Genomic DNA, 25,000 nt, shown 5'->3' with positions numbered 1-25,000 from the left:
AACAAAGAGGAGAGTAAGCTCGGCCTATGCGCCGCCTACTCTCCGCTTTTCATCTCTCGCAACTTCATTAAAGAAAAGCATGCACGAAAAAAAGAACAGCAAACGCGAGTCCTGAACGCAAATGCCACTTCTTATCCAGCTTTCGGTACCGCAGAAGCCCAGATATTGGTACAGGAAGCAGCACACAGAGTGCGAGCAGTCCGCTCACATTCTCAAAATTGAGCTCAATTCCGTACAGAAATGCTCCGACAACATGCAGGACGATAAGCGACAACGCCACCAGGGCAGCAGGCGTATGCCATTTGCGAGCCAAGCGCGATGCCGTTATCAGCCATTTTTTCACTTTGTCCCACCGTTCCACGAGACCCTTCTTAAACAGAAACAAAATGGCGTAATGGGCGAGAACGACAAAAACCGCCAGCCTTGCCAGAGAGCCGTTGTCCTTGAAGACTGATTTGAATGCCCGCGTGTGAAAGGTGCCACCCGGATACTGATAAAGCTGCCAGATCCCCCCCAGCACGATGAATGAAGCCAGCAAAAGGGCGATGTATACCCAGATTCGTTCTGTCTTGTTTTGTATCCAATGCGGTTTCGCTTGGCTTGTCATGAAAAAATCACCTCTTGGCTAACTCAATATGATCGGAAAGGCAACGGTGAATACAGTGCCTCGTTCCTTGGTGCTGCTAACGCTGATTTGGCCTTTGTGCATTTTCACGATTTGGGCCGCAATTGCCAGCCCGAGGCCCGTTCCTTCCACATCCCGCGAACGTGCCTTGTCCGCGCGATAGAAACGCTCGAATACATACGGCAAATCTTCTTCAGGGATTCCGTTTCCGTAGTCGCGAACCGAGCATGCCACCCGGTTTGGCCCTTCCAGAACCGCGTCTACGACTACCTCGTTCCCTTCTTCGCTGTACTTTACGGCGTTATCGAGCAAAATGTAGAACAACTGACGGATGGAGTCGCCGTCCCCCAACAGATATGCCCCTTCGAGAGCGACACGGTTAACGACGCTTACTTTTTTAGCAGATGCCTTGATTTGCATCCGTTCTGCGACCTCGCGAATCAGATCGTGCAATTCCACTCGCTGAAATGAGCGCTTTTGATTGGTCTCGACATCACTTCTGGCCAACGTCAGAAGGTCATCCGCGAGCCTGCGCATTCGGTGAATCTCGTCCACCATGCTTTGCAGCACCGTTTGGTGAAAAGGAGGCAGCGCCTCCTTTTTTTCTTGCAAAATTTCGGCGGATGACAATATGACACTCAGCGGCGTGCGAAATTCGTGCGAAGCATCCGTTGTGAAGTCTTTTTGCCTTTTATAGGACTGGTTGATCGGGATCATCGCTCGTCCTGAAAACCAGTATCCGACCAGCGCCGCTACCCCCAGCAAAAGAATTCCGGTCACAATCAACGCCCATCTCATTTGGTGCAGAAGCTGCTCCATGCGGGAAACGTCTTCTGCAAGATAGAGCCGGACGTCATCTTCCGCGAAGAAGGGACGGTAGACGGCAAAGATTTTGTTTTCTCCCGCAGCTGTTACGGAGATGTGCGACATCCTCCCTGCGCCTGGCTCATGCTCCAAAATCGCTGTTTGAATAGCCGAAGCTAGCTCACCGTCATGCTCAGCATTCAGTTTGAAAAGCTGCTCCTCTTTTGTCAGAAGCATGAATAGCTGGTTGGGCTGCAAAAAGTCGAAGTCCATCCTCCTCTCGCCGAGATTCCCGGCCTCCTCCGAGCCCTGGGGAAGGAGCTTTCTCTCCCGCGATTCCTTCCATTCATGAATGGCTTTTTCCCCTATTGCTTCCAGCTGTGACTGCTCGTTGCGAAACATAATGGCGGAGAGCGTCCAATAGAAACCGACAAACACCACCAGCAATATCAATGCCAGCATCCCGCTGTACATGAGGGTCAATCGTTTCCTCGTCTGCTCAAACACGCTCGTGCTCCTCCGCTTCATAGAGACGATAGCCGACACCTCTGACGTTGTGAATCAGCTTTTGCGTGAATCCGTCGTCCACTTTTTTTCGCAGCAGCTTGATCGCTGCGTCGACCGCATTGGGAGTGATCATCGCGTCCAGCCCCCAGACGTAATTGATGATTTGCTCGCGAGTGAGCACTTTTTCCGGATGGCGCAGGAAAAACTCCAGAAGCTGGAACTCCTTTTTGGTTAAGTTGAGAAGCCTTTCATCTCGCCATACCTCATGCGTCTGTCTGTCCAGCCTGATTCCCGCGTACTCGCAGCTCTGTTCCTGATGCAGAGCCACAGGGATCCGCCTCGCCAATGCATGAATGCGGGCGAACAGCTCTTCAAAAGCAAATGGCTTCACCAGGTAATCATCTGCTCCTATCGTAAGTCCAGCCACCCGATCATCGATGGAGTCCCGTGCAGTCAGCATCAGGATGGGGGTGCGATCATTGCGGGCACGGATTTCCTCACATAGCATTAACCCGCTTTTTTTGGGCATCATCCAGTCTAAAATGTACAGATCATAGTGGGTCTGCTGCAGGTACTCCATGGCGAGCTCGGCGTCTGCCACCCATTCGACTGTATGATAGTCCTGGCTTAATTTGTATTGAATCAGCGGCCCCAGCTTGGGGTCATCTTCTACCAGCAGAATGTGCAAGGCTGCGTTTCCCTCCTAGAAAGGCTCTGGCAATCGAGAGAATCGTGACGACCGCAAACGTGAGGACGTAGGATAAAAAGATCCATCCCACTTTGGTGTCCGTGCCGCCGCTGATTCCGTGAACAAGCGCCAGTACAAAGGTGGGATAAGAGGCGAAATGAATCAATCGCCATACTTTCCTGTTCAGCTTGTTTCGCAGATCGGTCGTCAAAATAATGATTACCATACCGTATGCCGCAATCGTTCCCAGACCATTTATGACAGGGGCATGCGAAGCGGCAAACGGCAGCAGGATTTCATGCCAAGAAAAAGGCATGTACGTGTCAATCACGAGCAGCATAGCATGAAATACTCCCAAAAACATACCGGAAACCGAAGCTGCTTCGTGCATCCTGTAAAGTTTCCCCTTTGTCTTTGGAGCCCATCCCGGGAAGCTGTAGCTAATGCCGATGGCAACGCCGGCAAAAAGCATAAAATACGAAAGCAACCCGAAGAATCGAATCATTTCCCACGTAGGCAGCTGCAAGATCCATTCTGTCATTTCAAATGCGCTCCTTTCCCCTAATTGGCCTTCTCATGTATAAAATCGATATGCTCCGTCTCCCATCTCTCCTTTTCCTGCGGATGCCGCCGGAGCAAATGAAGGTCTCCTGTCTCGGAAACAATCAATGCTTCCATGCGCGGACATTTCGTTTGCAGCAGCGCTAGTCCACGCTCCAGCCCGAACAGACAAACGACCTTCGCCCAAATTTCACAGGAGATGAGACTGTCTCCTGCGATGCTGCACTGGATGACATCGCTGCTGCCGGGACGCATGGTGCGAGGGTCGATCAGATGATGCTGGACGCCATGCTTTGCGTGGTTCCATCTTCTTCCCCATGAGCTGGAGGTGGCCACAGCCCCGTCTCTCAAGGAAACCATCGCCAGCTCCTCCTCTGGATGCCACGGGCTGGCAATACCGATGCGCCATGGCTCTTGCGCGCTGCTGCCCCCCCATACCTGCACATCTCCACCTGCGTTGACCAATCCCCGCCGGACCCCGTACGCGAGTCTCAGCTTATCAGCCATTTTTTCGGCTGACCATCCTTTGACAATTCCGCCCAGATCAAGGTGCGTGCCGTCTTGCAACTGCACCGCTTTCATGCCTGAATGGAGCGTCATGGAATAAGCGCCGGAGCATGAACTGTCTGACGTCACAGCATCTGCTTGTTTCACGATGTCATAGGACTGGCTGTAGCCGGCAGCATGAAGCGCATCGTACACGAATGGACTGAACATGCCTTCTGTCTGAATATGAAAGATTTCGGCCAGAGACAGCACCTCTGCCATCGCCCCCGAGATAAGCGTCAGACTTCCGCTCTGGCGATTCAGATAGGAAAGCTCACTGTCAGGCATAAACCGGCTAAAGCGCTGCTCAACCGCATGGAACCACTTGTCTGCGATCTTCTCCAGCGCACGGCTCTTCCGAAGAGCCTGGCTCTCCCAGATCACCTCTATCTCGGTATTCATGGCTCGAGAGCGATAGACATGCAAGGGCACCTCTGGTTGCATCAAAACCCACTCCTTTGGCAGAAATTTACGATCGGCGGCTTTTCGTATGTGACTTTTTCTTCTTGGTCTCCGTTTTCGTGGACGAGCTTTCTTCTGATTGAGGAGCGGCGTCCAGGCTGGCTTCCTTGCTTGCATCCAACGGCGCTGCTGTGCTCTCCTCAGGGGCAGGGGGAATATCCGCAGGCGGTGCCTCCTGTGGTTGCTGCTGCGGCTCTTGATCCACCACAGGAGCAGGCGTTTTGGTAGCAGAAGGTACCGCTGTCGCTGCTTTTGGGGCTGTACTGGATGCTGTCGACACGCCCTTCGCCTGGGTGGAAGCTGTCGTTTGCTTCGAAGAGCCTGTGCTCTTTTGTGTATGAGTTGAAGAGACAGGGGCATGCCCCGCTGGCTTATGAACCGCTGTCTGCATGGACGCAGCGGGAACAGTCGGGAGAGTGGACCTCCTGTCATCCGAATCCGGGTGCTCATCCCCGCTCGTCTCACTTTTTCCAGACTCGTCCGCATCATGCAAAAGAGCACCCTCAAAATCATGCCCCACTGCGTCATCATCTTCGTCTCCTTCAACGACTGGCAGCATTTCCGAAGATGCCTGTTCGCTATCGTCGGAGTCGTAGGCATCCTCATTTTCCTGAGCTGCTTGTACCGCTTTCCCAAACGCCGGATCTGCTTTCGCCACCTGGAAGAGAACTGCCAGGGAGACCACCAGACCGCCTCCCACTTTCCATTTCGACCATCTCGATTGTTTTCGCATGCCTTCTCTACAGTCCTTTCCGTCCTTTCTTCCCCTCCATCATAGCGAGCGCATCCTGAAAATATCCTGAAATTCAAAAACGGAAAAACCCGGGAACCATATGTCCCGGGTCTCGCCTCTCTCTACTTCCTATTCAAAATCCAGCCAGCCTTTTTTGATCGCATACCGCACCAGATCTGGACGCGTTCGCAGATGCAGCTTCTCCATGATATGCGCCTTGTGCGATTCTACCGTTTTGACAGAGACGGTCAACTGCTCAGCAATTTCCTTGTTGCTGAAGCCTTTGGCGATCAACACGAGTACTTCCTTTTCCCGTTCCGTGAGAATTTCGTATTTCGCCTGCTCTTCTCCGCTTTTGACCATCTGCAGAAATTCCTCGATCAACGATTTGGTCGCGGATGGATACAGGTACGCCATGCCATTGTGCACAGACCGAATGGCCGCGATGAGATCCAGATCGGGGGCGCTTTTCAAAATATATCCCGCCGCCCCTGCTTGCAGGACACGAAACAAGTATTCCTCGTCATCGTGCATGGTCAAGACGAGCACCTGTATCTCGGGAGCGGTCTCCCTTAGCCTCGCCGTGGCTGTCAATCCGTTTTCCCCCGGAGGCATGCTCAAATCCATCAAAACGACATCGGGATGGATGTCCACTGCTTTTTCACACGCTTCTTTTCCGTCAGCAGCGTATCCGACGACTTCCATATCCTCCTGGGCGTTAATCAGCATTCCCAACCCTGAGCGCACAACGGCGTGGTCGTCAGCGATCAGCACGCGAATAGCCATGTTCTGTCTCCTCCTTTGAAACCGGGATGCGCACGATGACAGTCGTGCCCTCATCGGGAGCCGAACGGATGTCTACCGTGCCACCCAATAGCTGTGCCCGCTCCTTCATGCCAAAAACACCCAAGCCCTTGCCCGTATGCAAAGCCTTCTCTACCTCAAAGCCGACGCCATCATCTACGATGGTCACCACAACTTCTTTTTCTCTGTCTTCGAACACGATCCCCAGCTGACTTGCCTTGGCGTATTTTGCCGTATTGGTCATCGCCTCCTGGACGATGCGGTAGAGCGCGGTCTCCATGGCGGCCGAATAGCGGCGGTGCCCTCCCTGCACATGCAGCTCGACCTGTATGTCAAAGCTTTTTTCCACTCGCTTCATCAAGGAACGCAAGGCCGGCAAAAGCCCCAAGTCATCCAGCGCGGATGGCCGCAGCTCGAGAGCCATGCGCTTTACCTCTTCCATCGCCTTGGACGTCATCTGCAAAAGGTCTGTCACATGCTGCCGGATCGGGTCGCTCAGTTGGCTCTGCCCGACTACGTTGAGCCCGACCAGGATGCTGTAGAGGGCCTGCCCCACTCCATCATGAAGCTCGCGGGCAATCCGCTTACGCTCTTCCTCCTGCGCCTGAATCACGTAATTGGTCAGCTTGTGCTGGTAGCGCTCCTTTTCAGCCCGCTGCTGCGCAGACATGTCCCGGATGACCATCACCAGCTCGCCGTTCGTTCCATCCGGCAATCGCGCAGAGCTCGCAGCAACTGGATAGTCCCTGCCGTCTTTCGTTCGCAGACGCATCTCAAAGGAAGGCATCTGCACCTGTTTGAAGAAGCAATCGGCACAGGTCGACTCTTCCATGCAGGTCGCCATCCCCAGACACAGCTCACAAATATGTTTGATCCCGACCAATTCACTCTCGGTCCAGCCTGTCATTTGCTCCAGTGCGGCATTGACCCTTATGATCAAGCCGTCGCGGTCTACCACCAGGATGGCATCACTTACGCCTTCAAAGATGGACTGCATCAGCGAAATCATTTCACTGGACGTACCCAGCTCTTCTCTCCACGTACTCATGCGCTCCTCCTCGTAAGACAATCTTCTTACCGCTATTGTAGAGTTTACAGGCGAGATTGTGTATCGGGGAATTCCCTGAACCTCGCTACCATCGCTAGTGCTATTGACACGAAATCTATTTCGCTTATTATCTAATTAGATAAATGTCTAACATCAATTGCAAGGAGTGTCCATTTATGCCTACCCCGTTTCCCACCGCCAGCAGCCGTCTCGTCTATACCCCCGTTGCCGAGCGTGATTTTCCCGAGCTTCTCGACGTCTACAACTCCAATCCTGCTTACATGGAATACGCCTATGGGCAGCGCGCCGTCTCCCTGGATGCCGTCGCCCAAGACCATGCGGATAACCTAGCTTTGGAAGGCTCGTACAGCTACTGCTTGCGCGAGTCTTCCAGCGATTCCCTGATCGGTATCGCCCAATTTATTCTGAAAAACCCGCGTGACGGACATCCGTGGCTCGGACTGATCATGATCGACAGTCGTGCCCATGGAAGGGGCTACGCCAAAGAATTTCTCGACTGCCTCATCGCCTGGTACCGGGAAAATGGCTATGCTTCTCTCCACCTCGGTGTATTGGAGAAGAATCAGGCTGTCGTGCCCTTTTACGAGAAGGTTGGCTTTGCCGCCTACGAAGAGCGTGTCACGGAGAAGCTGGGCCGCGTCATTTGCATGGCGTATCCCATTCATCCCGGCTCACAGGAGTAGGCACCCCCTCCCGTTCTCTCCATATAACTGATAGAAGCATCCATTTTGCACGGATCTGTCAGGAGGTATGGGATTTTGACGAGGAACGCTGCCGTTTGGTTGGTCACGGGTGCCACTACCCTGTTCGTCGTAGGGACGGACGTCTTTGTCGTCTCTCCCTTGCTGCCGTCCATCGCAGAAGAGTATGGCGTGACACCTGCCGTAGCCGGTTGGCTCGTGACGGCCATGTCCATCATGTACGCTTGCGGCTCTCCCTTGATGGGCGTTTTGTTTGACCGTTATGCAAAGCGGCGGCGTCTCCTTTTATGGGGAGGTCTTGTCCTGTTTTGCCTCGCCAATCTGTGGACCGGCTTTGCCGCTTCCTTTGGCATGCTTCTCACCAGTCGGGCTGTTGCAGGCTTGGCTCTCGCCGCCATCGCCCCTTGTGTCTATGCGTTTGTGAGTGATTTGGCTCCTCCGAGCCGCAGAGCAGCCTGGCTGTCCGTCGTCGTCTCCGGCAATTTGACTGGTCTTTGGGCCGGCACGCCGCTTGGAACCTTGATTGCCGATCAGTATGGCTGGCGCTTTACGTTCTGGCTGATCGCCGTCCTTAGCTTTATTCTCGCCTGGATCAATCTCGCCATTTGGCCGCAGCGCAGGCATTCGAGCCCGGCTGCGCGAGGTTTTGCCCCTTCTGTCACGTTGATGGTTCGTTCCGTCCTCGTCACTGTCTACTGGGCCACTGCCATCTATGGCGTCTACACCTATCTCGGTACGTCTCTGACGGAGGATATCGGCTTTCGTCCCTCCCAGATCGCAGCTTCCCTTATCGCGTACGGGGTCGGAGCCATGCTTGGCAGTCTAAACGGTGGAAACCTGGCAGACAAATTTGGAGCCAAAGCGATTTCTTCTGCAAGTCTACTGACGTTAACCGCCTGTCTTGTCTGCGTAGGGCTGTTCTACCAGCAGGGAGTCTGGCTATTTGTCTTGCTTTTCCTCTGGGCATTCGTCGGCTATGCCTTTGTCCCTTCCTATCAATCCCGCCTCGCCCTGGAATACCCGGACCACCTCGGAAGAATCATGGCATGGAACATCACAGGCATGTACATCGGGATGACGATCGGCTCCTATGTGGGAGGACCCGTTTATCAGGCGTGGGGTTTTACTGTGCTCGCTTGCCTGTGTGCGGGTGCAGCGCTCATCGCTGGCCTCTGCAGTCTGCGCCCGGCTCCCAAGCAAAAAGAAGCGGAACAGCCTCTGCCGTTCCGCTTCTAGCTCATTATTCTACTACGATTTTCTCAGCAACACCGATTGGCGGCAGGCTGCGAGTCAGTTTTGGACCATAATAAGCAAATACTTTCATCTCTGCTTTCAGATCCTCAGGTGCGAGCTCCTTGTTGTCTTTCGCACTCACGATTTTGGTATCTTTACCTACGATCAACGCTACTTTTTCAGGTGCATTCTCAGCCAGGGCCTGACCTTCCACCAGCATTTTGTAGCTGCCTTCCTGGTCTTTATCGATGCTTGCCACTTTCCCTGCTGTACCGAGCACCTCAGGTGTTTCCAGGCCGCTTTTTACCACGATGCTCACAGCGCCGGATTGCGGCGGCATGCTCATCGCCATGAATTTTTGGTGCGTCGCTTCTACTTCCATACCCAGCTGCAGGTCCTCTGGCTTCAGTTCTTTTCCGTCAGCCGTCGTAATTTTGGTCTCCTTATCTACGTGCAGAATGATTCCGGTCTCATATCCGTTCAATTGGAAGGATACTCCGCCATCCTCTCTTTTATTGAGGGTAGTGATGGTGCCGGTGCGCACAGGAGCAACGTCGGATTCTTCGTCTACCACGGTTACCGCATCATCGGTTACGTTTACTTCCGCTTGCAGGATTTCATCGACGAATGCCACTGGCACATACGTGTTGCCATTCAGCAGACGCGGCTCCGCACCCAAGGTTTTGTACATTTTCGCAAACGGGTAGCGGTCTTCGCCGACTTTCGCGTAGCTGAAGATAGCTCCTTTGTTTACTTCTGCCGCTTTTGTCTCAGCGTTCCATTTCACCTGGAACCCTAGGGATTCCGCTACATCACGGAGGGGAACCAGTACCGTTTGTTGACCTTTATCGAAAATCGCTGCTTGCTCGATATGCTGTCCGTTTACGTTGACGGAAAGCTCTTTTACTGGTTCGGAGGTTGCCGATACCACGTTGGTTCCCAAAACGGCCAGTGCCGCCAAAGTCATCATGCCTGTTCGTATTGTTTTCATGCTGTTTCAGCCTCCAATTTTTGTCTATTGTGTAGTGTCTCTATAACTTGGACGACAGCATTCAACAAACGTTTCAAAATAATTTTCAGGGAGAGATGCTCTGACCCGTGCGCGGCATCGGCACATCCGGCTTGCCTGAGGGATTGTCGTAGAGATAGGTCGGTACCTTGCCGACAATCAACGCCTCCGTGATCGGGATCTGTGTCGTGACGGTCTGCTGGTCGGTGGCAAACGGAATGATGACCCGCAAATCTACCTCGACGTAAATGTAGACGGTCACCAGAACCATGTTGATTCCTGCCTGCTTGAGCCCTGTTTCGAGCCTCGTTTTGACGGCGCCGATGGGGACAAACGAGATCGGGATGTCCGGTCCCAGGTGCTCCAAAAAGACGTTTTTCGTTGCCAGACCGAGCGGCACCGTCGTTTTTACGTTTTCTTGCTCAAATTCCTTCAGGCGATTCTGGATCCGTGCCGTCGTCTCCCCGACGATCCGGGAGTACTCCCGAAAATTGAAGTTCACCGCCTTGATGCTGCCCTCCTGATCCTTTTCCATGAGGACGACTTCGTTGAAATCAACCCCCTGCTGACTGAGTCGCTTGGTGACCGCATCTGTAATGGCGAGCTTCGCCACTTGATCCACTTTGGCCTGCGCGATCAGCATCAGCGTCGGCTCGATTCGTTTTTCTGCGATGAAAAACAGAGCGAACAACCCCATGATCACAAAAACCGTTATCCCCAGGGCTCTTCTGCCCCTTCTTCGCCATCCGCTTTTTCTAAAACGCACATCCATCCCTCTCTTTTGCCTAATCAGTCAGGACGCACGGTACGCATGGACGGGCGTTTTTGCTGTGTTTTCGCCTTTGGTCTGCCGCTCGAGAGCACCCCGCCGATTCCCGCTACAAACGTAGGCACTCCGGACGTGACCAGAATCAACGCCCAATCGCGCAGCGACAGATCCGTCGTCTTGAAGATCGGCTGGAGGGAGTCGATATAGACGACACCGAGGACGAGCACGAGGGATGAGATGACCGCCCAAACCAGATATTTATTTTCGAAGATATTGCGGTGAAAAACGCTGTACTGACTGCGGCAATCAAAGACGTGGATCAGCTGCGCCATCACCAGGGTGACAAAGGCAACCGTCTGCGCATGCACCAGATCGTTTGGATTTTCACGCAAGGTCAGCCAGAATGCGAGCAGCGTCATCGCCCCGATCAGGAATCCACGGCTGATGATTTTCCAGCCCAGTCCCCGGCTAAAGATATTCTCCGACTTGTTGCGCGGCCTCTGGTACATCGTATCCGCTTCTGCCGGATCTACGCCGAGTGCCATGGCAGGCAAGCCATCCGTCACCAGATTGACCCACAAGATTTGGATCGGGACCATCGGCAGAGGCAATCCGAGAAGCATCGCGAAGAACATGACGAGAATTTCCCCTACGTTGGAGGCGAGCAGGTATCGGATGAACTTGCGGATATTGTCGTAAATATTCCGACCTTCTTCTACGGCAGAAACGATCGTGGCAAAGTTGTCGTCGCGAAGCACGAGATCGGCAGCTTCCTTTGTCACATCGGTACCCGTGATCCCCATAGCGATGCCGATGTCCGAGGTTTTGATCGCAGGCGCATCGTTTACCCCATCGCCCGTCATTGCTACCACATGGCCTCTGCTTTGCAGGGCGCGCACGATCCGCAGCTTGTGCTCTGGAGAGACGCGGGCGTAGACCGATACCCGCTCGACGTACTCCGCCAATTGGCTATCGGACAAGTTATCCAGATCACGTCCTTCCAGCACTTCGCCATAACCGCGCACCAGGCCGATCTGCCTTGCTATCGCCTCGGCCGTCACCTTGTGGTCGCCCGTGATCATGACCGTCTTGATTCCCGCCTGATGGCACAGATTGATCGCGGGACGGACCTCTTCCCGTGGCGGGTCGATCATCCCAGCCACTCCGACAAAAACGAGATTGTTTTCAATTGACCCGATCGGCTGTCCAGGACGATAGCCTTGCAATGTTTTGTAAGCGAACGCCAGAACACGCAGCGCTTTTCCAGCCATGGCTTCGGTTTGCTCCAAAACCTGATGGCGAATGGTTGCGGAGAGCGGCTGCAGCTCCCCTTTCCACAGAATGTGCGTGGAGCGCGCCAGCACGGCTTCTACTGCTCCTTTCGTCAAGAGAGAGTGCACGCCATCCGATCCTTTTTCCACGACGGACATCATTTTCCGGTCGGAATCAAACGGAAGCTCCTCGACCCGGATCGACTGGTGCGCTGCTTTCCCCCGCTCGATCGTGCCGTTTTGTCCTTTGGCGGCCAGCACCTTTAGCGCGCCTTCCGTCGGATCGCCTACGACCTGCCAGAAACGAGAGGTTTTGCCCATTCCCAAAATATTGCGCGTGCTCTGCTCTTCACAAGTCAGCCGGGCGTTATTGCAGCGCTCCGCGATACGCAGGATCTGATTGAGCGCGCCATCTCGAGCCGGAGAGACCATTTTTCCCTGCAGAAGGAATGCCCCTTCTGGGGTATACCCGTTGCCGCTCACATCGTAGAGGGTATTGCTATGCCACACCTGTGTGACCGTCATTTTGTTCTGCGTGAGGGTACCCGTTTTATCCGAGCAGATGACGGACGCGCAGCCGAGTGTCTCTACCGAGGGCAGCTTGCGAACGATCGCATTGCGCCGTATCATCCGTTGCACACCGAGCGCGAGCGCCACTGTCACAATCGCTGGCAATCCTTCCGGGATCGCCGCTACGGCAAGACTGACCCCCGCGAGGAACATCGTGAACAGCTCATGTCCGTGCCAGACCCCTGCGGCAATCACGACGATCGTGAGGAGAACGGCTACGACCACGAGGATTTTGCCCATTTGCTCCAACCGCATTTGCAAAGGAGTCTCGACTTCCTCCGCCGTGTTCATCAGGTGTGCGATCTTTCCAATCTCTGTGCCCATCCCAGTGGCCACTACGACGCCGTGCCCCGTTCCTCCGGTCACCATGGTACCCATGAAGGCAAGGTTTTTCTGATCTCCCAGCGGTACCTGCGTCTCCGATGCCACTTCCAGCCTTTTGATCGATTTACTGACTGGCACCGACTCCCCAGTCAAGGCCGACTCTTCGACTTCCAAGCGGTTGGCAGCGATCAGGCGCATATCCGCGGGCACGCGATCCCCTGCTTCCAGCCATACCATATCCCCAGGGACCAGGCGGGAAGCGGGAATCATCGACAGCTGTCCATCCCGCATGACCCGCGCCATGGGGGAAGCCAGCTCCTTTAGCGCCTGCAGGGAACGCTCTGCCTTGGCCTCCTGAATGAAGCCGAGAATCCCGTTAATGATGATGATCGCAATAATCGTGATGGCATCGAGATACTCTCCGAGAACGTAGGAAATCAAGGTAGCGATGAACAGGATGAGTACCATAAAATCCTTGAACTGATCGAGAAAGACTGTATAGAGAGGCTTTCGCTTGCTTTCAGCCAACTGGTTGGCACCTTGCTTAGCCAGTCGCCGCTCCGCCTCCTGCTGAGTCAATCCCTGTGCCGCATCGCTATGAAGGGCTTCGGTCACGTCAGTCGCCGCCAGCGTGTACCATTTTCGAATTGGCTGTGTATCCACCTACATCTCCTCCATCCACTTCTCACTCATTCTGATATGTATGCAGACGAGCCACAAAATAAAACAACCCGTCCCTGTGCCTGGGACGGGCAGATGATTTTCGGTTATTTCAAGCTTTTCGCAAGCCCGATGCAGATCAGCAAAATCGGCGGCAGCCAGGTCAGCTTGGCAATCCACTTGCTCTGACCCGCTCGCCTCCCCAGCGTCATGCCAATTTGCAGGAGCAACGCGCTCATCAAGGCGATGCAGAGAGCGACAATCAACGGAGAATAGCCGAGGAACGTCAGGCTGATCCCGGCGCCGAACGCATCGAGGGACAGGGCCAAACCGAGCATGACAGCCTCCGAGCCCATAATGTGCCCCGAGCGGTCGGTATCGGCGCGAGAGGGATCGCGCAGAATTTGAATCATCAATCCAAACATGCGAAATTGCGAGAGAACCGTGGGCTCCTGCTCTCCCTGCCGCAAAGCGACGGACACCTGCTCCTTCTGGCTCTGCTCTTCTTCGGCAGCGGAACGCGGAGAGACGAGCCGCCACAGCGTGAACAGCCCCATCGCGATCAGGACGGCAGCCCCGATCTGCTTTCCAATCTCCGGAGTCAGCCAATACGTCAGAGACGAGCCGATCATCATGACACCGTAAACGACGATAAATGAACAACCAGACACGACGGCAAGCGACAAGAATGGCATTCTCATGTTACGCAGCCCGTACGTCAATCCTACGCTGACACTGTCCATACTGATGGCCAGGGAAACGAGCAGGAGCGAGAGCCATCCGCTCATATGTGGTCACCTCTTTCTCGTTGCCTACTAGGTATACGCGGATGGCTTTTCCGATGTGCGGAAAACGGGAAAAAAAGCTACGGTTCATAGGGCCACTTGCGCGGAGGTCATTCCTGCACGGCTCCACTTACTTTTGTTTTCTATATTGGGTAGAAACCCAAGCATTTTTTCACGTCGTTCGTATACTGTACCGTACAACAGCACACATGAGGCGGGGTGAAATGTTGAAAAATGGGAAAGGTCCAGAATTATCAATGTCTCATGAACGCGGGGATAAGGAAGACCTCATAGAGCTGGAGCAGTTATTGGCAGGTCCGCATAAAATTCTGTACGAGGGTACTAGCAAGTATCAAAACGTACTGGTTTTGGAATCGCCAAATATCCAAATGTACTTGAATAATCAGATGCAATTCAACTCGATGGACGAACGGATGTATCATGAAGCTTTCGTTCACCCTGCGATGAGCCTTGCTCCCAAGCGCGACCGAGTTTTGTGCATTGGAAGTAATGATGGTCTGCTGCTGCGTGAAGTTTTCAAATATGCGGATGTCAAACAAGTCGATTTGGTCGGCATCTCCGTCCGTTTACTGAATGCCATCAAGAAAATGCCTGAAATGAATACCCTCAACGAGCGAGCGTTGTTCGACAAGCGTTTGAGCGTTTTTAAGGATGAAATTCATACGTACTTAGCAAGCGCTAGCGAAAAATACGATGTGATCCTTGTAGATTTTCCAGACCCGGTAAATGAACAGATTGGGAACTTATATTCCCTGCAGGTGTTTAATGGTCTGTTCTCCCTTTTATCCGAAGATGGCATATTAGTCTGTCAGTCACTTTCTCCGAAGAAAGTACCTTTGTTGTTCTGGAGTATAGCGCGTACACTTGAAAGGGCCGGATTTAAGACGCTCGGCTATCATCTGACTGTCCCTTCTTTTGGTGATTGGGGATTTCATTTGGCAGGAAAAAAAACCGTCGTCTGGCCAAACAAGTCAATTGCTGTTCCGCATCGAACACTTCCTCCAGATATTTCTGCATGGTTTCAATTCCCCACAAATGTTCTATCCGTCCGCAAGAGCGCCCGTGTCAACACATCAGACAATCCAAATTTGCACAAACTCTACTCCCCTCTGCTTCCAGCTCCTACTGCAAATCTCATCGCATTGAGCGATCTCCAAGATTACGATAACAGCCATTCGAGCGAGAATGGTTCCAGTGACACCGAAGACTTAATTGAATTGCAGCAATTGCTGTCTGGACCCCATCGGATCCTGGAGCAAGGTTCCTTTGACGGCAACCAAGTTTTCATCATCCAATCGAAAGATGTTCGCATGTACCTGGATAAGCAGCTGCAATTCAGCTCTTTGGATGAACGAATTTACCATGAAGCACTCGTTCACCCCGCAATGACGCTCATTCCCAAACGTGAACGTATCCTAATAGTGGGGGGCGGCGACGGTTTTGCCGTGCGGGAAGTCCTCAAATATACGGATGTGAGGAACGTTGATCTCGTAGATCTGGATCCGCTGGTTCTCAAAGTGGCGAAAAGCGTAAAAAAAGTGGCGTCATTAAATGAGCATTCTTTGAGTGATGCGCGAGTCACCATCTATCAAATGGATGCCCGCGAGTTTTTGTCGGAGCAAAGGGATCTTTATGATGCCATCATCGTTGATTTCCCAGATCCTGCAGATGAAGTGGTAAGCAGCTTGTATACGGCAGAGTTCTTTCGAATCATGTTCCAGCAATTGACCCCGAACGGCATCTTGGTTTGTCAATCTCATTCGCCGGAGAGCGCTCCGTCTGTGTACTGGAGCATAGGTAAAACACTGAAAAGCATAGGATTGAACACGCTAAGCTACCACGTCACCGTACCATCGTTCGGTGATTGGGGATTTCATTTGGCTGCAAATGAGAGTCTTGAGTGGGGAGATAGAAAGATTTCCGTCCAGACTGAAACGATTCCGGTAAAGCTCGACTCATGGTTCCATTTCACGAAGAAAATCCGATCGGTTCGAAGGAATGCCAAGGCAAACAGAATGAGCAACAAGAACTTACACAAAACATATAGGAAGGAAGTCGGAGTCATCTTAACGTCTGCTAGACGAGAATGATAGGATTGCATGTGTTTAATCCGGACAGCAGCTGAAAGGAGGATTTCATGGTGAATAAGATACGGCAAACGGTATCTGACGGTTCTCTGTTCGATGCAAGAACTGTATCCTTGCGCGATTATATATCCAAGGAAGACGAGCCGGACGGGAAATACCGCATTCTGCGCCGACTGAAGACACCTTTCCAGCGAATCGCGGTAGTCCGACAAAAAGATGGGCAAGTGCTGGTCTATGGCGATGGCTACGTGATGTTTGGAACGACAGAGGATGACGATATATGGGCCGAAACCTTGGTACATATACCGATGTCCGTTGTCCCATCGCCGAAGCGAATCCTGATCATTGGCGGCGGAGGCGGAATAACCACGCGAGAAGTGCTTCGATACACTGAGGTGGATAAGGTCACGGTGATTGACATAGACGATGCAATGATGGATTTAGGGAAAAACTTCAAGCCACTGGTGAAATTTAACAAAGGCTCCCTGAACGACCCCAAGGTGCGCACAATCATAAAGAACGGCAGGGCATTCGTGGAGAAAAGCCGGAAGCAGTGGGATGTCATCATCATTGACGTCCCAGAACCCAGCAATAAAGCCCTCGCGCTTGGCAAACTGTACAGCAGGGAGTTTTACAGACTCCTGAAGAAAAGACTGGCACCAGGCGGAGTGATAGCCATTGCATCCTCCATATTATCGGAGATGCCAGAATTCTGCTGGAGTGTTGTGGCAACCCTCAAGGCAGCCGGTTATTATGTGTTGCCCTATCACTATGACGCGATGGAGAAATATGAACAGGACTGGTGCTTTTGCTTAGCAGCCACCAGACCGATATCGCCCAATGAGGTGAGCATGCGGATCAACACCTGCTACCTGACTCCAGAAAAACTCAGGGAGATGTTTCAGATTCCGCTCCATTATCAGCGAAAGTGGAGCGAAAGAATGATACAGACCGATGGCAACGACGTTTTAGCCAGAATCCATGAGAAGCACTGAAAGGATTGAACAGAAAAGCCACTGCCTGCCTTCTTGGCAAGCGGTGGCTCTTCTATGTGCTCCGATCCTCTTACAGCTCGTCGTCAAATCCACCGAAGTCGAAGCCGCCGCCGTCTTCTCCTTCGTCGCCGCCCATGTCGTCCGAAGCGACTTCATCGTCTCCGAACATCATTTCATTGAGCAGCATCCCCCCGAGGAAGCCTGCTGCCATACCGCCAATCATGCCGCCCATGCCGCTTCCGCGGTGAGAGTGGTGACCGTACTGCCCTTGGCGGTAAGCGGCCATCGATACGTACGGGATGGCGCTTGGGTTGTTTGCATACTCGCGGATCGTCTCCAGCAGAAAACGGGAGAGCTCCTCCTCTTGGCCTGCTTCGAGCAGCCCCTGCGGAATGACGATCTCCGCCTTATATTCGACCTCTCTTCTCAGGAAGCCCGTTGCCAGATCCAGCTCGACCAGCAGCTTGAGCTCGCCTGGAGCAGAGAAAAAGATGACTTCCAGCTCCTTCAGCGGAATGCCCAGCTGGGTCCCTGGGAAAAAGGAAAACTCCTGACCGTACGGAGTCAGCTTGCCGGAGTCCGGTTTTTGGCGCAGGTCCAATCGTTCCAGAGCATACAGGACACGTTCCACCGCTACCGGCGCAAGTACTTGAATGTAATCCATGTCCGTCGGATCCAGCGCCATTTCCACATCCAGCTTGGTATGCAGGTAGTACTGAATGGACGGCGTGGACATCGCCAACCCTTCCGGCAATTCAAACGCAAAAGGAATCTCCATTACGGAAGGCTTCGGCTGAACCGTGAAATGGCTTTTGATCGGGAACAGCTGCACCGGTTTGGTGACTTCCTGCCCCTTCACATAAGCCTTCATCATGAACATCGCACTCAAATCAGAAATGCGTTGCTCGACATTGCCGCCCTCGATCCGAACCACACCTGTCATGGTTTCTCCGAGGCGGTACCCGGAACGATCCAGCTGCAAGTCCACCTTGGCAGCACCCACACCTATTTTCGCCATCAGCTTTTTCAGCATAAAGCCTCTCCTCCTCCACTCATAAGCAAATACTTATATCATTAGTGTATCAGAAGAAGCCGTGGTTGCGCGAGTAGCCAATGCATTTCCCAGCAATCGAACCAGGCGTTCGGCATATATTCCCGTTGTGTCCCGCAAAGCGGAAAACTCCGTTACCTCCAAGCCTATTACCCGATGATCCCGCAATACTGCAGCAAGCAAACCCTCAGCCTCTTCCAGAGATAAGCCGGTTTTGCTCGGTGAGTACGCGGCAGCCATTGCTTCTTCGTCCATTACATCTACGTCAAAATGAACAAGCAGTTTCGCATTCGCCGGAATTTTCTCCAAAATGGTGCTGACCGACTGCATGAGTCCGCCCGTTCGCATTTCGGCGAGCGTAACGATTTCTACGCCGTAGTCTTCCCGCGGCTTTTGCTGACACCCGATTACGTGTATTCGCCCGGCATCCCATACCTTTTCAGCCGCCCACATCGGGTTATCGCGGAGCAAAAACCATAGCCCCATTCCCGCCGCTCCCACGCAGCGATTCGCCGAAGGGGCCACGGCATCGAAATGGCCGTCAATCACCAGCACGTACGCCGCATCTCCGTGCAGCTCCTGATGGGCTGTCGCAGTGCCTACGATCGTGCTGCAATCCCCACCGAGCATGAGGGCAAAACCGTCGCCGCCAAGCCAGCCGCGCACTTCTTCCCGCAGCAAGTCCCACAGCATCCGGGGAGCCGGCCAATTGCGGACGGGCGGAATATTGTGTCTGGGCAAATAATCCGGAAGCTTCAGATTTCCTTCATCGCGCACACTCAGTCCAGCCTGTTGCAAATGCTCGATTAAGCCCGCTGCTCGCAAAGCTTCTGGAGCGAGCTCCGTCCCTGAGACGTACGCTCCCGCAAAATGTGGTATGCCAACCACATTTACTTTCATAGCCGATCCCTCCTGCCTCCAACTGTGCACATGCCTACAGTATATCACAGCCCAGAATCCAGATATTGGATCAATTCACTTACCGATGGACGGAGCCAACGATCTGGCAAAGCCGCCGTTTCCCTCTGAATCAGCTGACAGGCAAGTGCATTCGGATGAACTTCCGCGCTCAAGAAATAGAGCTGCCGGGCAGGATCAGGGAGTGCCTCCATCGTCTCCACGCATTTGGTGACATAGTCCTGAAGGGCCTCCCGATACGCCGGCGCCGTAAGTGCTGTTCCGCTCCACACCTCGATTCCAGTCAAGGCCTTGGCGTGAGCTGCATCGAGACTTTTGGAGAGCGAGCAGACGACAAACAGAAGCTGTTCAGCTGCCAGTCGATACCGCTTTTTATACTGCCCCGCAAAGCGAGCGATCGTCGCATTCCAGGAATGGGTATCGTAGCTGCCCAAATCCGGGATGCATTTGATCACAGCTACGACCTTCCCTTCCTTTTTGGCAAAAAGCAAACCTTCGACAACCCCAAACTCATAGCCAGTCAGCCTGTGCCCGAGGAAATTCCCCATTCTTTCATGCAGGACTCGAGAGATACGCTGCGAGGACTTTCGTTTTAGCTTTTGCCTCACGCGCACCTCCTCTTCCATCAAATAGACCTGTGTCATCAAGGCAAACAACTGCTTTTCCACGCAAGGCCCTTTGTATGCTTCCCCCTGCCCTACTTCTTGCTCTGATACGAGAGACTCCAGCCGTCTATAGGCGTCCGCCATGCTTTGCTCCCATCGCACTTCCTTCTCTCCACCCATCGTTATCCTCCCTCACATCGAGTCGGGTGTCTGATCAGCCACGACCAGCACATCCATGTGCCTGACTTCCCGCAGCAGCCGCAATATGACGGACCCTTCCCGAATTTCCTTCCACCTCGTCCTCGCCGACTGTCCGATGACTGCCTGAGTCGTTTGTCTCTCATTCATCAGGCGCACCAGCTCGGTAAATACCTTGCGCCCGTTCGCTGCCTTCCCGTGCTCAAAAATGCCTCCGAGCCGCTGTGTCAGCTTCTTCAGCTTTTCCAGCTGCAGCTCTTCCTCTGCCGTCAAGGGCTGGTGATCCTGCACGTACGTGACATGCCAGCGCGCCTTGAGACGATAAGCGATGCGAAAGCCCTGGCGGATCAGCCTCTCACTGTCTGCCCGCAAATTGACGCAGACAAAAATCACTTCCTGCTGCCGCCAAGGCCCGCGCAGCGTCCGCCGCTCCCAAGCCTCCAGCCGTTCATCGACATCGTCTGCCACTTCCCGCAACGCTAGCTCTCTGAGCGCGATCAGATTGCCTGTTTTGAAAAAGTGATTCAGAGACTGCTCCACTTTTTCCATGGCGTAAATGTTCCCTTCACGCATTCGCTGCCGCAGGGCTTTGGGGGAAATATCGATCAGCTCCACCTCGTCCGCCTGATGCAGAATATGGTCAGGCACCGTTTCCCTCACCCGGATGCCCGTGATCTGCTCGACGCTGTCATTCAGACTCTCCAGATGCTGGATGTTCATCGTGGAAATGACGGAAATGCCTGCCGCCAAAATCTTCTCCACATCCTGATAGCGCTTCTCGCACACGCTGCCCGGCACGTTGGTATGGGCAAGTTCATCGACCAGCACGACCTCCGGATTGCGGCGAATGATCGCGTCCGTATCCATTTCCTCGAGGACCACGTTCTTGTACGGAATTCGTTTGCGGGCCACCACAGGGAGATCGCCTACCAGCTCGATCGTTTCCTTTCGTCCATGCGCCTCCAAGAGGCCGATGACCACGTCGATCCCCTTTTGCACGAGCTCGTTTCCTTCCCTGAGCATCGTGTAGGTTTTGCCGACTCCGGGTGCCGCGCCGACGTAGACTTTGAGCGTGCCTCTTTGGATTCTTCCGATTTCCCGCTTGACTTCTTCTTGTGACAAGCGGCGATACGGATTTGGCTGCGGAGTCCTTCTCTTGGTCGGCAGCACCCGCTCACCATCCCGCTCGGAGCGGTCCGCCACGATGAAAATATCAATGTTCCTCGTCTTCCGTAGGATCTTGTGGACGACAGAGCCCCGCCAGATTTCTTCCCACCTCGTTCGCTTGGACTGCCCCATGACTATTCGCGTCACGTTGTTTTCCATCGCGTAGGCGACCAGCTCGTTTGCCACGTCCAAATCCCGCTGCAAAGGGCGCTCCTCAAAAACTCCCCCTACCTTTTCGACCAGCTTGCCGATCGATCGCCGAAAGGTTGCTTCCTCTTTCGTCAGCTTTTTTGACGGGGACCGAAAGCAGACCACCAAAAGCTCTCCTCCGAGCCGCTTGGCTACCTGCTGGCCCCGCCTGACCAGAATCGAGCCGTTCCAGTGATACTGCGCCGTCACCAGTACACGCTCTGTCGCTCCCGATGCCCCGACCAGTCCATGCCTCTCCCGATAGTCCTCCAAATCCTCGTTGACGCCATTCGCAACAAACCGAAGCGCCAGCTCCCGCAAGACTTGGAGATTGTCCCGGCGAAACAGCGTTAGTCCCGACTGCGGAACCTCGATATGACCTTCCTCCAGCCGCTTCAGCATGGACTCGGGCGTGACATCCAACAGCTTCACCTCATCCGCCAAAGCCAGCGTATCCTCTGGCACACACTGTTCGATCCGCACCTCCGCCTTGGTCAGGCGTTCCGCCAGCTCCATCATGCCTGCCAGCTCGTAAATATTGACGGTCGCAATCACGCTGATATTGCGGTCCAGCAAGTAACGGACATCGTCCAGACGAGTCGGCCTGAGGGCCTCCGGTCGATTGCGATGCGCCAGCCCGTCTACGAGTACGACCTCTGGATCGCGCGCTAGTATTGCCTCCACGTCCAGATCGCACCTATCTTCATCGCGCGTGCTCCAGGCAATCTCCGCGATCTTCTCCAGCCCCTCGAGCTGCTCTGCCAGCTTCGGACGAGTGGCGATCCTGAGGGCGCCGATCACCACATCGATCCCCTTTTTCTTCAAGCTTCTCCCTTCCATCAGCAAATGATAGGTTTTTCCGGAACCGCTCACTGCCCCGAGGATGATTTTCAGCCTTCCCCGATGCATGTTGGAAATGGACTTCAAGATCTCTTCAGGGGACTTTCTCCGAAACTGCTCTCCCATGCACTCGCTCTCCTTATTTCAGTTGATCCAGCGCCAGATTCAGCTTCAGGACGTTTACCCTCGGTTCACCGAATACCCCCATGCTTCTGCCTTCCGTATGCTGCTCGATCAACGCTTGCAGCTTGGCTGGATCCAAATTGCGCGCTTGGGCGATGCGCTCGACTTGTACCCGCGCTGCCTGCGGGGAAATGTGCGGGTCGAGACCCGAACCGGAGTTGGTCAGCAGATCAGCGGGAATGTCCTCAAGCTTGACCCCCGGGTTGGCACGTAAAAAGGCATCCAAATCTTTCCTCGTCCGCTCGATTAGCGCCGGGTTGGACGGTGCATAGTTGTTGGACCCCGAACCTGCTGCGTTGTTTTCTATCGATGAAACACGTCCGGAAAAGTACCTCGGATCCGTGAAATTCTGGCCGATCAGTTCAGAGCCGATTACCTTGCCCGAAGAATCGACGATCAAGCTGCCGCTCGCCTGCGCCGGCATCACGACCTGGGCAATCCCCGTCATCGCCAGGGGATACGCCAGACCGCAGATCAACAGCAGTGCGATACTGAGACGCAGATTGGTAAGCCACATAGATCTTCACCTTTGCTTTCCTTGTATAAATGATGGTTACACCAGCCCGACCGAGATCAGGACTAGGTCAATGAGCTTGATCCCGACAAACGGTGCGAGTATGCCCCCAAGTCCATAGATGACGAGATTGCGGCTGAGCAGCTTGGAAGCGTTCATCGGCGTATATTTGACACCCTTCATCGCGAGCGGAATCAGGATCGGGATGATGATCGCATTAAAGATCAAAGCCGACAGAATCGCGCTTTGCGGTGTCGCCAGGCTCATGATGTTGAGCGCGTTCATCTGCGGAATCGCCAGCATGAACATCGCCGGGATGATCGCAAAGTATTTCGCCACGTCATTCGCGATACTAAACGTCGTCAAGGCGCCGCGGGTCATGAGCAGCTGCTTGCCGATCGCAACGACCTCGATGATTTTGGTCGGGTCAGAGTCCAGATCGACCATGTTGGCCGCCTCCTTCGCCGCAACAGTCCCCGTGTTCATCGCGAGCCCCACATCAGCCTGTGCGAGCGCAGGTGCATCGTTCGTTCCGTCACCGGTCATTGCAACCAGCTTGCCTTCTGCCTGTTCTTTGCGGATTAATGCAATCTTGTCTTCCGGCTTCGCCTCCGCCACGAAGTCATCGACGCCGGCTTCCTTGGCAATGGTCGCTGCCGTCAGCGGATTATCCCCTGTACACATCACCGTGCGGATTCCCATGCGGCGCAGCTCCTCAAAGCGCTCCCGCATACCTGGCTTCACAGTATCCTTCAAATAAATCAATCCCAGAATGGTCTTGCCTTCCACGACAGCCAATGGTGTGCCGCCGGCTACCGCAATCGCATTCGCTTTCGTCTCCAGGTCTGCGGGAATACTGCCTCCCTGCTCGCTGACGTATTGTTTGATCGCATCCACGGCCCCCTTGCGAATGAGGGTGCCGTCTGCCAGGTTCGTACCGCTCATTCGGGTTTCGGCACGGAACTCTACGACTTCTGAACCAGGCAGATCCAGCGCTTCGCCAGCCAGACCTTGTTTCTTCGCCAGCTCAATAACGGAGCGGCCTTCGGGGGTTTCATCGTAAATGGAGCTTTGCGCTGCTACTCGATTCAGCACGTCCGGTTTGGCTCTCCCTACGGTTACAAACTCCGCTGCCATCCGGTTTCCGTGCGTGATCGTCCCGGTTTTATCCAAAATGATGGTGTTGATGTCACCGGATGCTTCTACTGCTTTCCCGGACATGGCGATGACGTTGAATTGCGTCACGCGATCCATCCCTGCGATCCCGATCGCCGATAACAGCCCGCCGATCGTTGTCGGAATCAGGCATACGAGCAAGGCTATGAGTGTCGCCACGGGAATCGCTGCATTCACATAACCGGCAATCGGCAGCAGCGTCGTGCAGACGATCAGGAAAATCAGGGTCAAGCTGACCAAAAGAGTGTTTAACGCGATTTCATTCGGTGTCTTTTGGCGTTTCGCACCCTCTACCAGCGAAATCATGCGATCGAGGAACGATTCACCCGGATCCGTCGTGACCCGAATCCGAATTCTGTCACTGACGACGCGAGTGCCGCCTGTAACCGAGCTGAAATCACCGCCAGCCTCCTTGATGACAGGAGCGGATTCACCTGTAATGGCGGATTCATCGACGGAGGCTACCCCTTCAATGATTTCACCGTCGCTTGGGATCAGCTCGCCTGTCTCTACGACAACGATGTCGCCTTTTCGCAGATCAGTGGAATCGACCGTTTGTATGGAGCCGTCTTTGGCGAGACGCCGCGCCTTTGTATCCTGCTTGGTTTTCTTCAAGCTCTCAGCTTGCGCTTTGCCTCGACCTTCCGCCAATGCCTCTGCGAAGTTGGCGAACAGGATGGTCACCAGCAAGATCAGACTCACGACACCGTTGTAAAAGGGTTCCGACGCTCCCCCGAACATGTTGGGAATGAAGGTGAGGAGCAGGGTAATGACAAACCCTACCTCCACTACAAACATCACCGGATTTTTCATCATGATGCGCGGGTCAAGTTTTTTGAAAGACTCCGCAAAAGCCCGCCGATACAAATCCTTGGGCAGCGCAGCCGTGCGCGTTCTGCTCATCGCAGCCATCTCCTTTGCCTCTATCCATTTTC

The 25,000-nt window shown here is 53.9% G+C and carries 22 protein-coding genes; 4 read left to right on the top strand and 18 right to left on the bottom strand.

The genetic code is table 11. From position 1 onward, the window contains the following. Positions 1-67: 67 nt before the first annotated feature. The 8 genes from JNE38_RS02300 to JNE38_RS02265 all read right to left on the bottom strand — a co-directional run bounded on the left by JNE38_RS02300 (position 68) and on the right by JNE38_RS02265 (position 6,778). A complete protein-coding gene (locus tag JNE38_RS02300; RefSeq protein ID WP_203355070.1) occupies positions 68-607 on the bottom strand; it encodes a hypothetical protein in 540 nt (179 codons plus the stop codon). Positions 608-625: 18 nt separating this feature from the next. Continuing rightward, the gene (locus tag JNE38_RS02295) at positions 626-1,936 is read right to left on the bottom strand and encodes a sensor histidine kinase (protein ID WP_203355069.1); all 1,311 of its coding nucleotides are present in this window, start codon (positions 1,934-1,936) and stop codon (positions 626-628) included. After that, positions 1,929-2,624, bottom strand: coding sequence for a response regulator transcription factor (locus tag JNE38_RS02290; protein ID WP_203355068.1), 696 nt, complete (start codon positions 2,622-2,624; stop codon positions 1,929-1,931). Before JNE38_RS02290 ends, JNE38_RS02295 begins: the two co-directional genes overlap by 8 nt. Further along, a complete protein-coding gene (locus JNE38_RS02285) occupies positions 2,599-3,165 on the bottom strand; it encodes a ferric reductase-like transmembrane domain-containing protein (RefSeq protein WP_203355067.1) in 567 nt (188 codons plus the stop codon). Before JNE38_RS02285 ends, JNE38_RS02290 begins: the two co-directional genes overlap by 26 nt. 20 nt (positions 3,166-3,185) lie before the next feature. After that, a complete protein-coding gene (locus tag JNE38_RS02280; protein WP_203355066.1) occupies positions 3,186-4,175 on the bottom strand; it encodes an FAD:protein FMN transferase in 990 nt (329 codons plus the stop codon). A gap of 25 nt (positions 4,176-4,200) precedes the next feature. Further along, on the bottom strand, positions 4,201-4,926 hold the full coding sequence (locus JNE38_RS02275; protein ID WP_203355065.1) for a hypothetical protein: 726 nt from the start codon (positions 4,924-4,926) through the stop codon (positions 4,201-4,203). A gap of 129 nt (positions 4,927-5,055) precedes the next feature. Then, positions 5,056-5,712 carry a response regulator gene (locus JNE38_RS02270; RefSeq protein ID WP_275296674.1) on the bottom strand — a complete coding sequence of 219 codons (657 nt, stop codon included), beginning with the start codon at positions 5,710-5,712 and terminating at the stop codon, positions 5,056-5,058. Then, entirely contained in the window at positions 5,687-6,778 is a 1,092-nt protein-coding gene (locus JNE38_RS02265) for a sensor histidine kinase (protein WP_203355064.1), read from the bottom strand. The genes JNE38_RS02270 and JNE38_RS02265 overlap by 26 nt, the downstream gene beginning before the upstream one ends. Positions 6,779-6,954: 176 nt before the next feature. Here JNE38_RS02265 and JNE38_RS02260 point away from each other — a divergent pair, with 176 nt between their 5' ends. After that, on the top strand, positions 6,955-7,482 hold the full coding sequence (locus JNE38_RS02260) for a GNAT family N-acetyltransferase (RefSeq protein WP_203355063.1): 528 nt from the start codon (positions 6,955-6,957) through the stop codon (positions 7,480-7,482). A 75-nt stretch (positions 7,483-7,557) separates the two neighbouring features. Continuing rightward, entirely contained in the window at positions 7,558-8,736 is a 1,179-nt protein-coding gene (locus JNE38_RS02255; RefSeq protein ID WP_203355062.1) for an MFS transporter, read from the top strand. Positions 8,737-8,740: 4 nt separating this feature from the next. On the opposite strand, the gene JNE38_RS02250 is transcribed toward JNE38_RS02255, so the two are convergent. The 4 genes from JNE38_RS02250 to ytaF form a co-directional block, all read right to left on the bottom strand. Then, positions 8,741-9,724: a copper amine oxidase N-terminal domain-containing protein gene (locus tag JNE38_RS02250; RefSeq protein ID WP_203355061.1), complete on the bottom strand. Its 984-nt coding sequence runs from the start codon at positions 9,722-9,724 to the stop codon at positions 8,741-8,743. An 85-nt stretch (positions 9,725-9,809) separates the two neighbouring features. Next, entirely contained in the window at positions 9,810-10,508 is a 699-nt protein-coding gene (gene yunB, locus JNE38_RS02245; RefSeq protein ID WP_203355060.1) for a sporulation protein YunB, read from the bottom strand. Between the two features lie 23 nt (positions 10,509-10,531). After that, a complete protein-coding gene (locus JNE38_RS02240) occupies positions 10,532-13,339 on the bottom strand; it encodes a calcium-translocating P-type ATPase, SERCA-type (protein ID WP_203355059.1) in 2,808 nt (935 codons plus the stop codon). Positions 13,340-13,443: 104 nt separating this feature from the next. Next, the gene (gene ytaF / locus JNE38_RS02235) at positions 13,444-14,124 is read right to left on the bottom strand and encodes a sporulation membrane protein YtaF (protein ID WP_203355058.1); all 681 of its coding nucleotides are present in this window, start codon (positions 14,122-14,124) and stop codon (positions 13,444-13,446) included. A 221-nt stretch (positions 14,125-14,345) separates the two neighbouring features. Here ytaF and JNE38_RS02230 point away from each other — a divergent pair, with 221 nt between their 5' ends. Both JNE38_RS02230 and JNE38_RS02225 read left to right on the top strand, forming a co-directional pair. Continuing rightward, positions 14,346-16,232, top strand: a complete 1,887-nt coding sequence (locus tag JNE38_RS02230) for a spermine/spermidine synthase domain-containing protein (protein ID WP_238933533.1) — start codon at positions 14,346-14,348, stop codon at positions 16,230-16,232. Positions 16,233-16,279: 47 nt separating this feature from the next. Then, on the top strand, positions 16,280-17,224 hold the full coding sequence (locus JNE38_RS02225; protein ID WP_203355057.1) for a spermidine synthase: 945 nt from the start codon (positions 16,280-16,282) through the stop codon (positions 17,222-17,224). A gap of 70 nt (positions 17,225-17,294) precedes the next feature. On the opposite strand, the gene JNE38_RS02220 is transcribed toward JNE38_RS02225, so the two are convergent. Genes JNE38_RS02220 through kdpB form a run of 6 tightly spaced genes read right to left on the bottom strand, consistent with a single transcriptional unit; the run spans position 17,295 to position 24,968 of the window. After that, positions 17,295-18,257: a sporulation protein gene (locus JNE38_RS02220; RefSeq protein WP_203355056.1), complete on the bottom strand. Its 963-nt coding sequence runs from the start codon at positions 18,255-18,257 to the stop codon at positions 17,295-17,297. 33 nt (positions 18,258-18,290) lie between these two features. Further along, positions 18,291-19,175, bottom strand: coding sequence for an arginase family protein (locus JNE38_RS02215; RefSeq protein WP_238933532.1), 885 nt, complete (start codon positions 19,173-19,175; stop codon positions 18,291-18,293). Between the two features lie 44 nt (positions 19,176-19,219). Further along, positions 19,220-19,978 (bottom strand): hypothetical protein, encoded by a 759-nt coding sequence (locus JNE38_RS02210; RefSeq protein ID WP_203355055.1) that lies wholly within the window; start codon positions 19,976-19,978, stop codon positions 19,220-19,222. A 12-nt stretch (positions 19,979-19,990) separates the two neighbouring features. Next, entirely contained in the window at positions 19,991-22,318 is a 2,328-nt protein-coding gene (locus JNE38_RS02205; RefSeq protein WP_203355054.1) for a universal stress protein, read from the bottom strand. 13 nt (positions 22,319-22,331) lie between these two features. After that, positions 22,332-22,892, bottom strand: a complete 561-nt coding sequence (gene kdpC / locus JNE38_RS02200) for a potassium-transporting ATPase subunit KdpC (RefSeq protein WP_203355053.1) — start codon at positions 22,890-22,892, stop codon at positions 22,332-22,334. Positions 22,893-22,928: 36 nt separating this feature from the next. Continuing rightward, positions 22,929-24,968 (bottom strand): potassium-transporting ATPase subunit KdpB, encoded by a 2,040-nt coding sequence (gene kdpB / locus JNE38_RS02195; protein ID WP_203355052.1) that lies wholly within the window; start codon positions 24,966-24,968, stop codon positions 22,929-22,931. Between the last annotated feature and the right edge of the window lie 32 nt (positions 24,969-25,000).

This window comes from Brevibacillus choshinensis, from assembly GCF_016811915.1.
In the GTDB taxonomy this organism is placed as follows: domain Bacteria; phylum Bacillota; class Bacilli; order Brevibacillales; family Brevibacillaceae; genus Brevibacillus; species Brevibacillus choshinensis_A.
The sequence above is the reverse complement of the archived record's forward strand: the minus strand, read 5'-3'. Positions and strand labels throughout refer to the sequence as shown.

What these genes read in the sequence shown, in the direction of transcription:
- JNE38_RS02300 (WP_203355070.1), bottom strand. Translation starts at nt 607, where the DNA reads ATGACAAGCCAAGCGAAACCGCATTGGATACAAAACAAGACAGAACGA.
- JNE38_RS02265 (WP_203355064.1), bottom strand. Translation starts at nt 6,778, where the DNA reads ATGAGTACGTGGAGAGAAGAGCTGGGTACGTCCAGTGAAATGATTTCG.
- JNE38_RS02275 (WP_203355065.1), bottom strand. Translation starts at nt 4,926, where the DNA reads ATGCGAAAACAATCGAGATGGTCGAAATGGAAAGTGGGAGGCGGTCTG.
- JNE38_RS02280 (WP_203355066.1), bottom strand. Translation starts at nt 4,175, where the DNA reads ATGCAACCAGAGGTGCCCTTGCATGTCTATCGCTCTCGAGCCATGAAT.
- JNE38_RS02215 (WP_238933532.1), bottom strand. Translation starts at nt 19,175, where the DNA reads ATGAAAGTAAATGTGGTTGGCATACCACATTTTGCGGGAGCGTACGTC.
- JNE38_RS02285 (WP_203355067.1), bottom strand. Translation starts at nt 3,165, where the DNA reads ATGACAGAATGGATCTTGCAGCTGCCTACGTGGGAAATGATTCGATTC.
- JNE38_RS02230 (WP_238933533.1), top strand. Translation starts at nt 14,346, where the DNA reads ATGTTGAAAAATGGGAAAGGTCCAGAATTATCAATGTCTCATGAACGC.
- JNE38_RS02210 (WP_203355055.1), bottom strand. Translation starts at nt 19,978, where the DNA reads ATGGGTGGAGAGAAGGAAGTGCGATGGGAGCAAAGCATGGCGGACGCC.
- JNE38_RS02260 (WP_203355063.1), top strand. Translation starts at nt 6,955, where the DNA reads ATGCCTACCCCGTTTCCCACCGCCAGCAGCCGTCTCGTCTATACCCCC.
- JNE38_RS02225 (WP_203355057.1), top strand. Translation starts at nt 16,280, where the DNA reads ATGGTGAATAAGATACGGCAAACGGTATCTGACGGTTCTCTGTTCGAT.
- JNE38_RS02270 (WP_275296674.1), bottom strand. Translation starts at nt 5,712, where the DNA reads ATGGCTATTCGCGTGCTGATCGCTGACGACCACGCCGTTGTGCGCTCA.
- kdpB (WP_203355052.1), bottom strand. Translation starts at nt 24,968, where the DNA reads ATGAGCAGAACGCGCACGGCTGCGCTGCCCAAGGATTTGTATCGGCGG.
- kdpC (WP_203355053.1), bottom strand. Translation starts at nt 22,892, where the DNA reads ATGTGGCTTACCAATCTGCGTCTCAGTATCGCACTGCTGTTGATCTGC.
- JNE38_RS02250 (WP_203355061.1), bottom strand. Translation starts at nt 9,724, where the DNA reads ATGAAAACAATACGAACAGGCATGATGACTTTGGCGGCACTGGCCGTT.
- JNE38_RS02205 (WP_203355054.1), bottom strand. Translation starts at nt 22,318, where the DNA reads ATGGGAGAGCAGTTTCGGAGAAAGTCCCCTGAAGAGATCTTGAAGTCC.
- JNE38_RS02220 (WP_203355056.1), bottom strand. Translation starts at nt 18,257, where the DNA reads ATGCTGAAAAAGCTGATGGCGAAAATAGGTGTGGGTGCTGCCAAGGTG.
- ytaF (WP_203355058.1), bottom strand. Translation starts at nt 14,124, where the DNA reads ATGAGCGGATGGCTCTCGCTCCTGCTCGTTTCCCTGGCCATCAGTATG.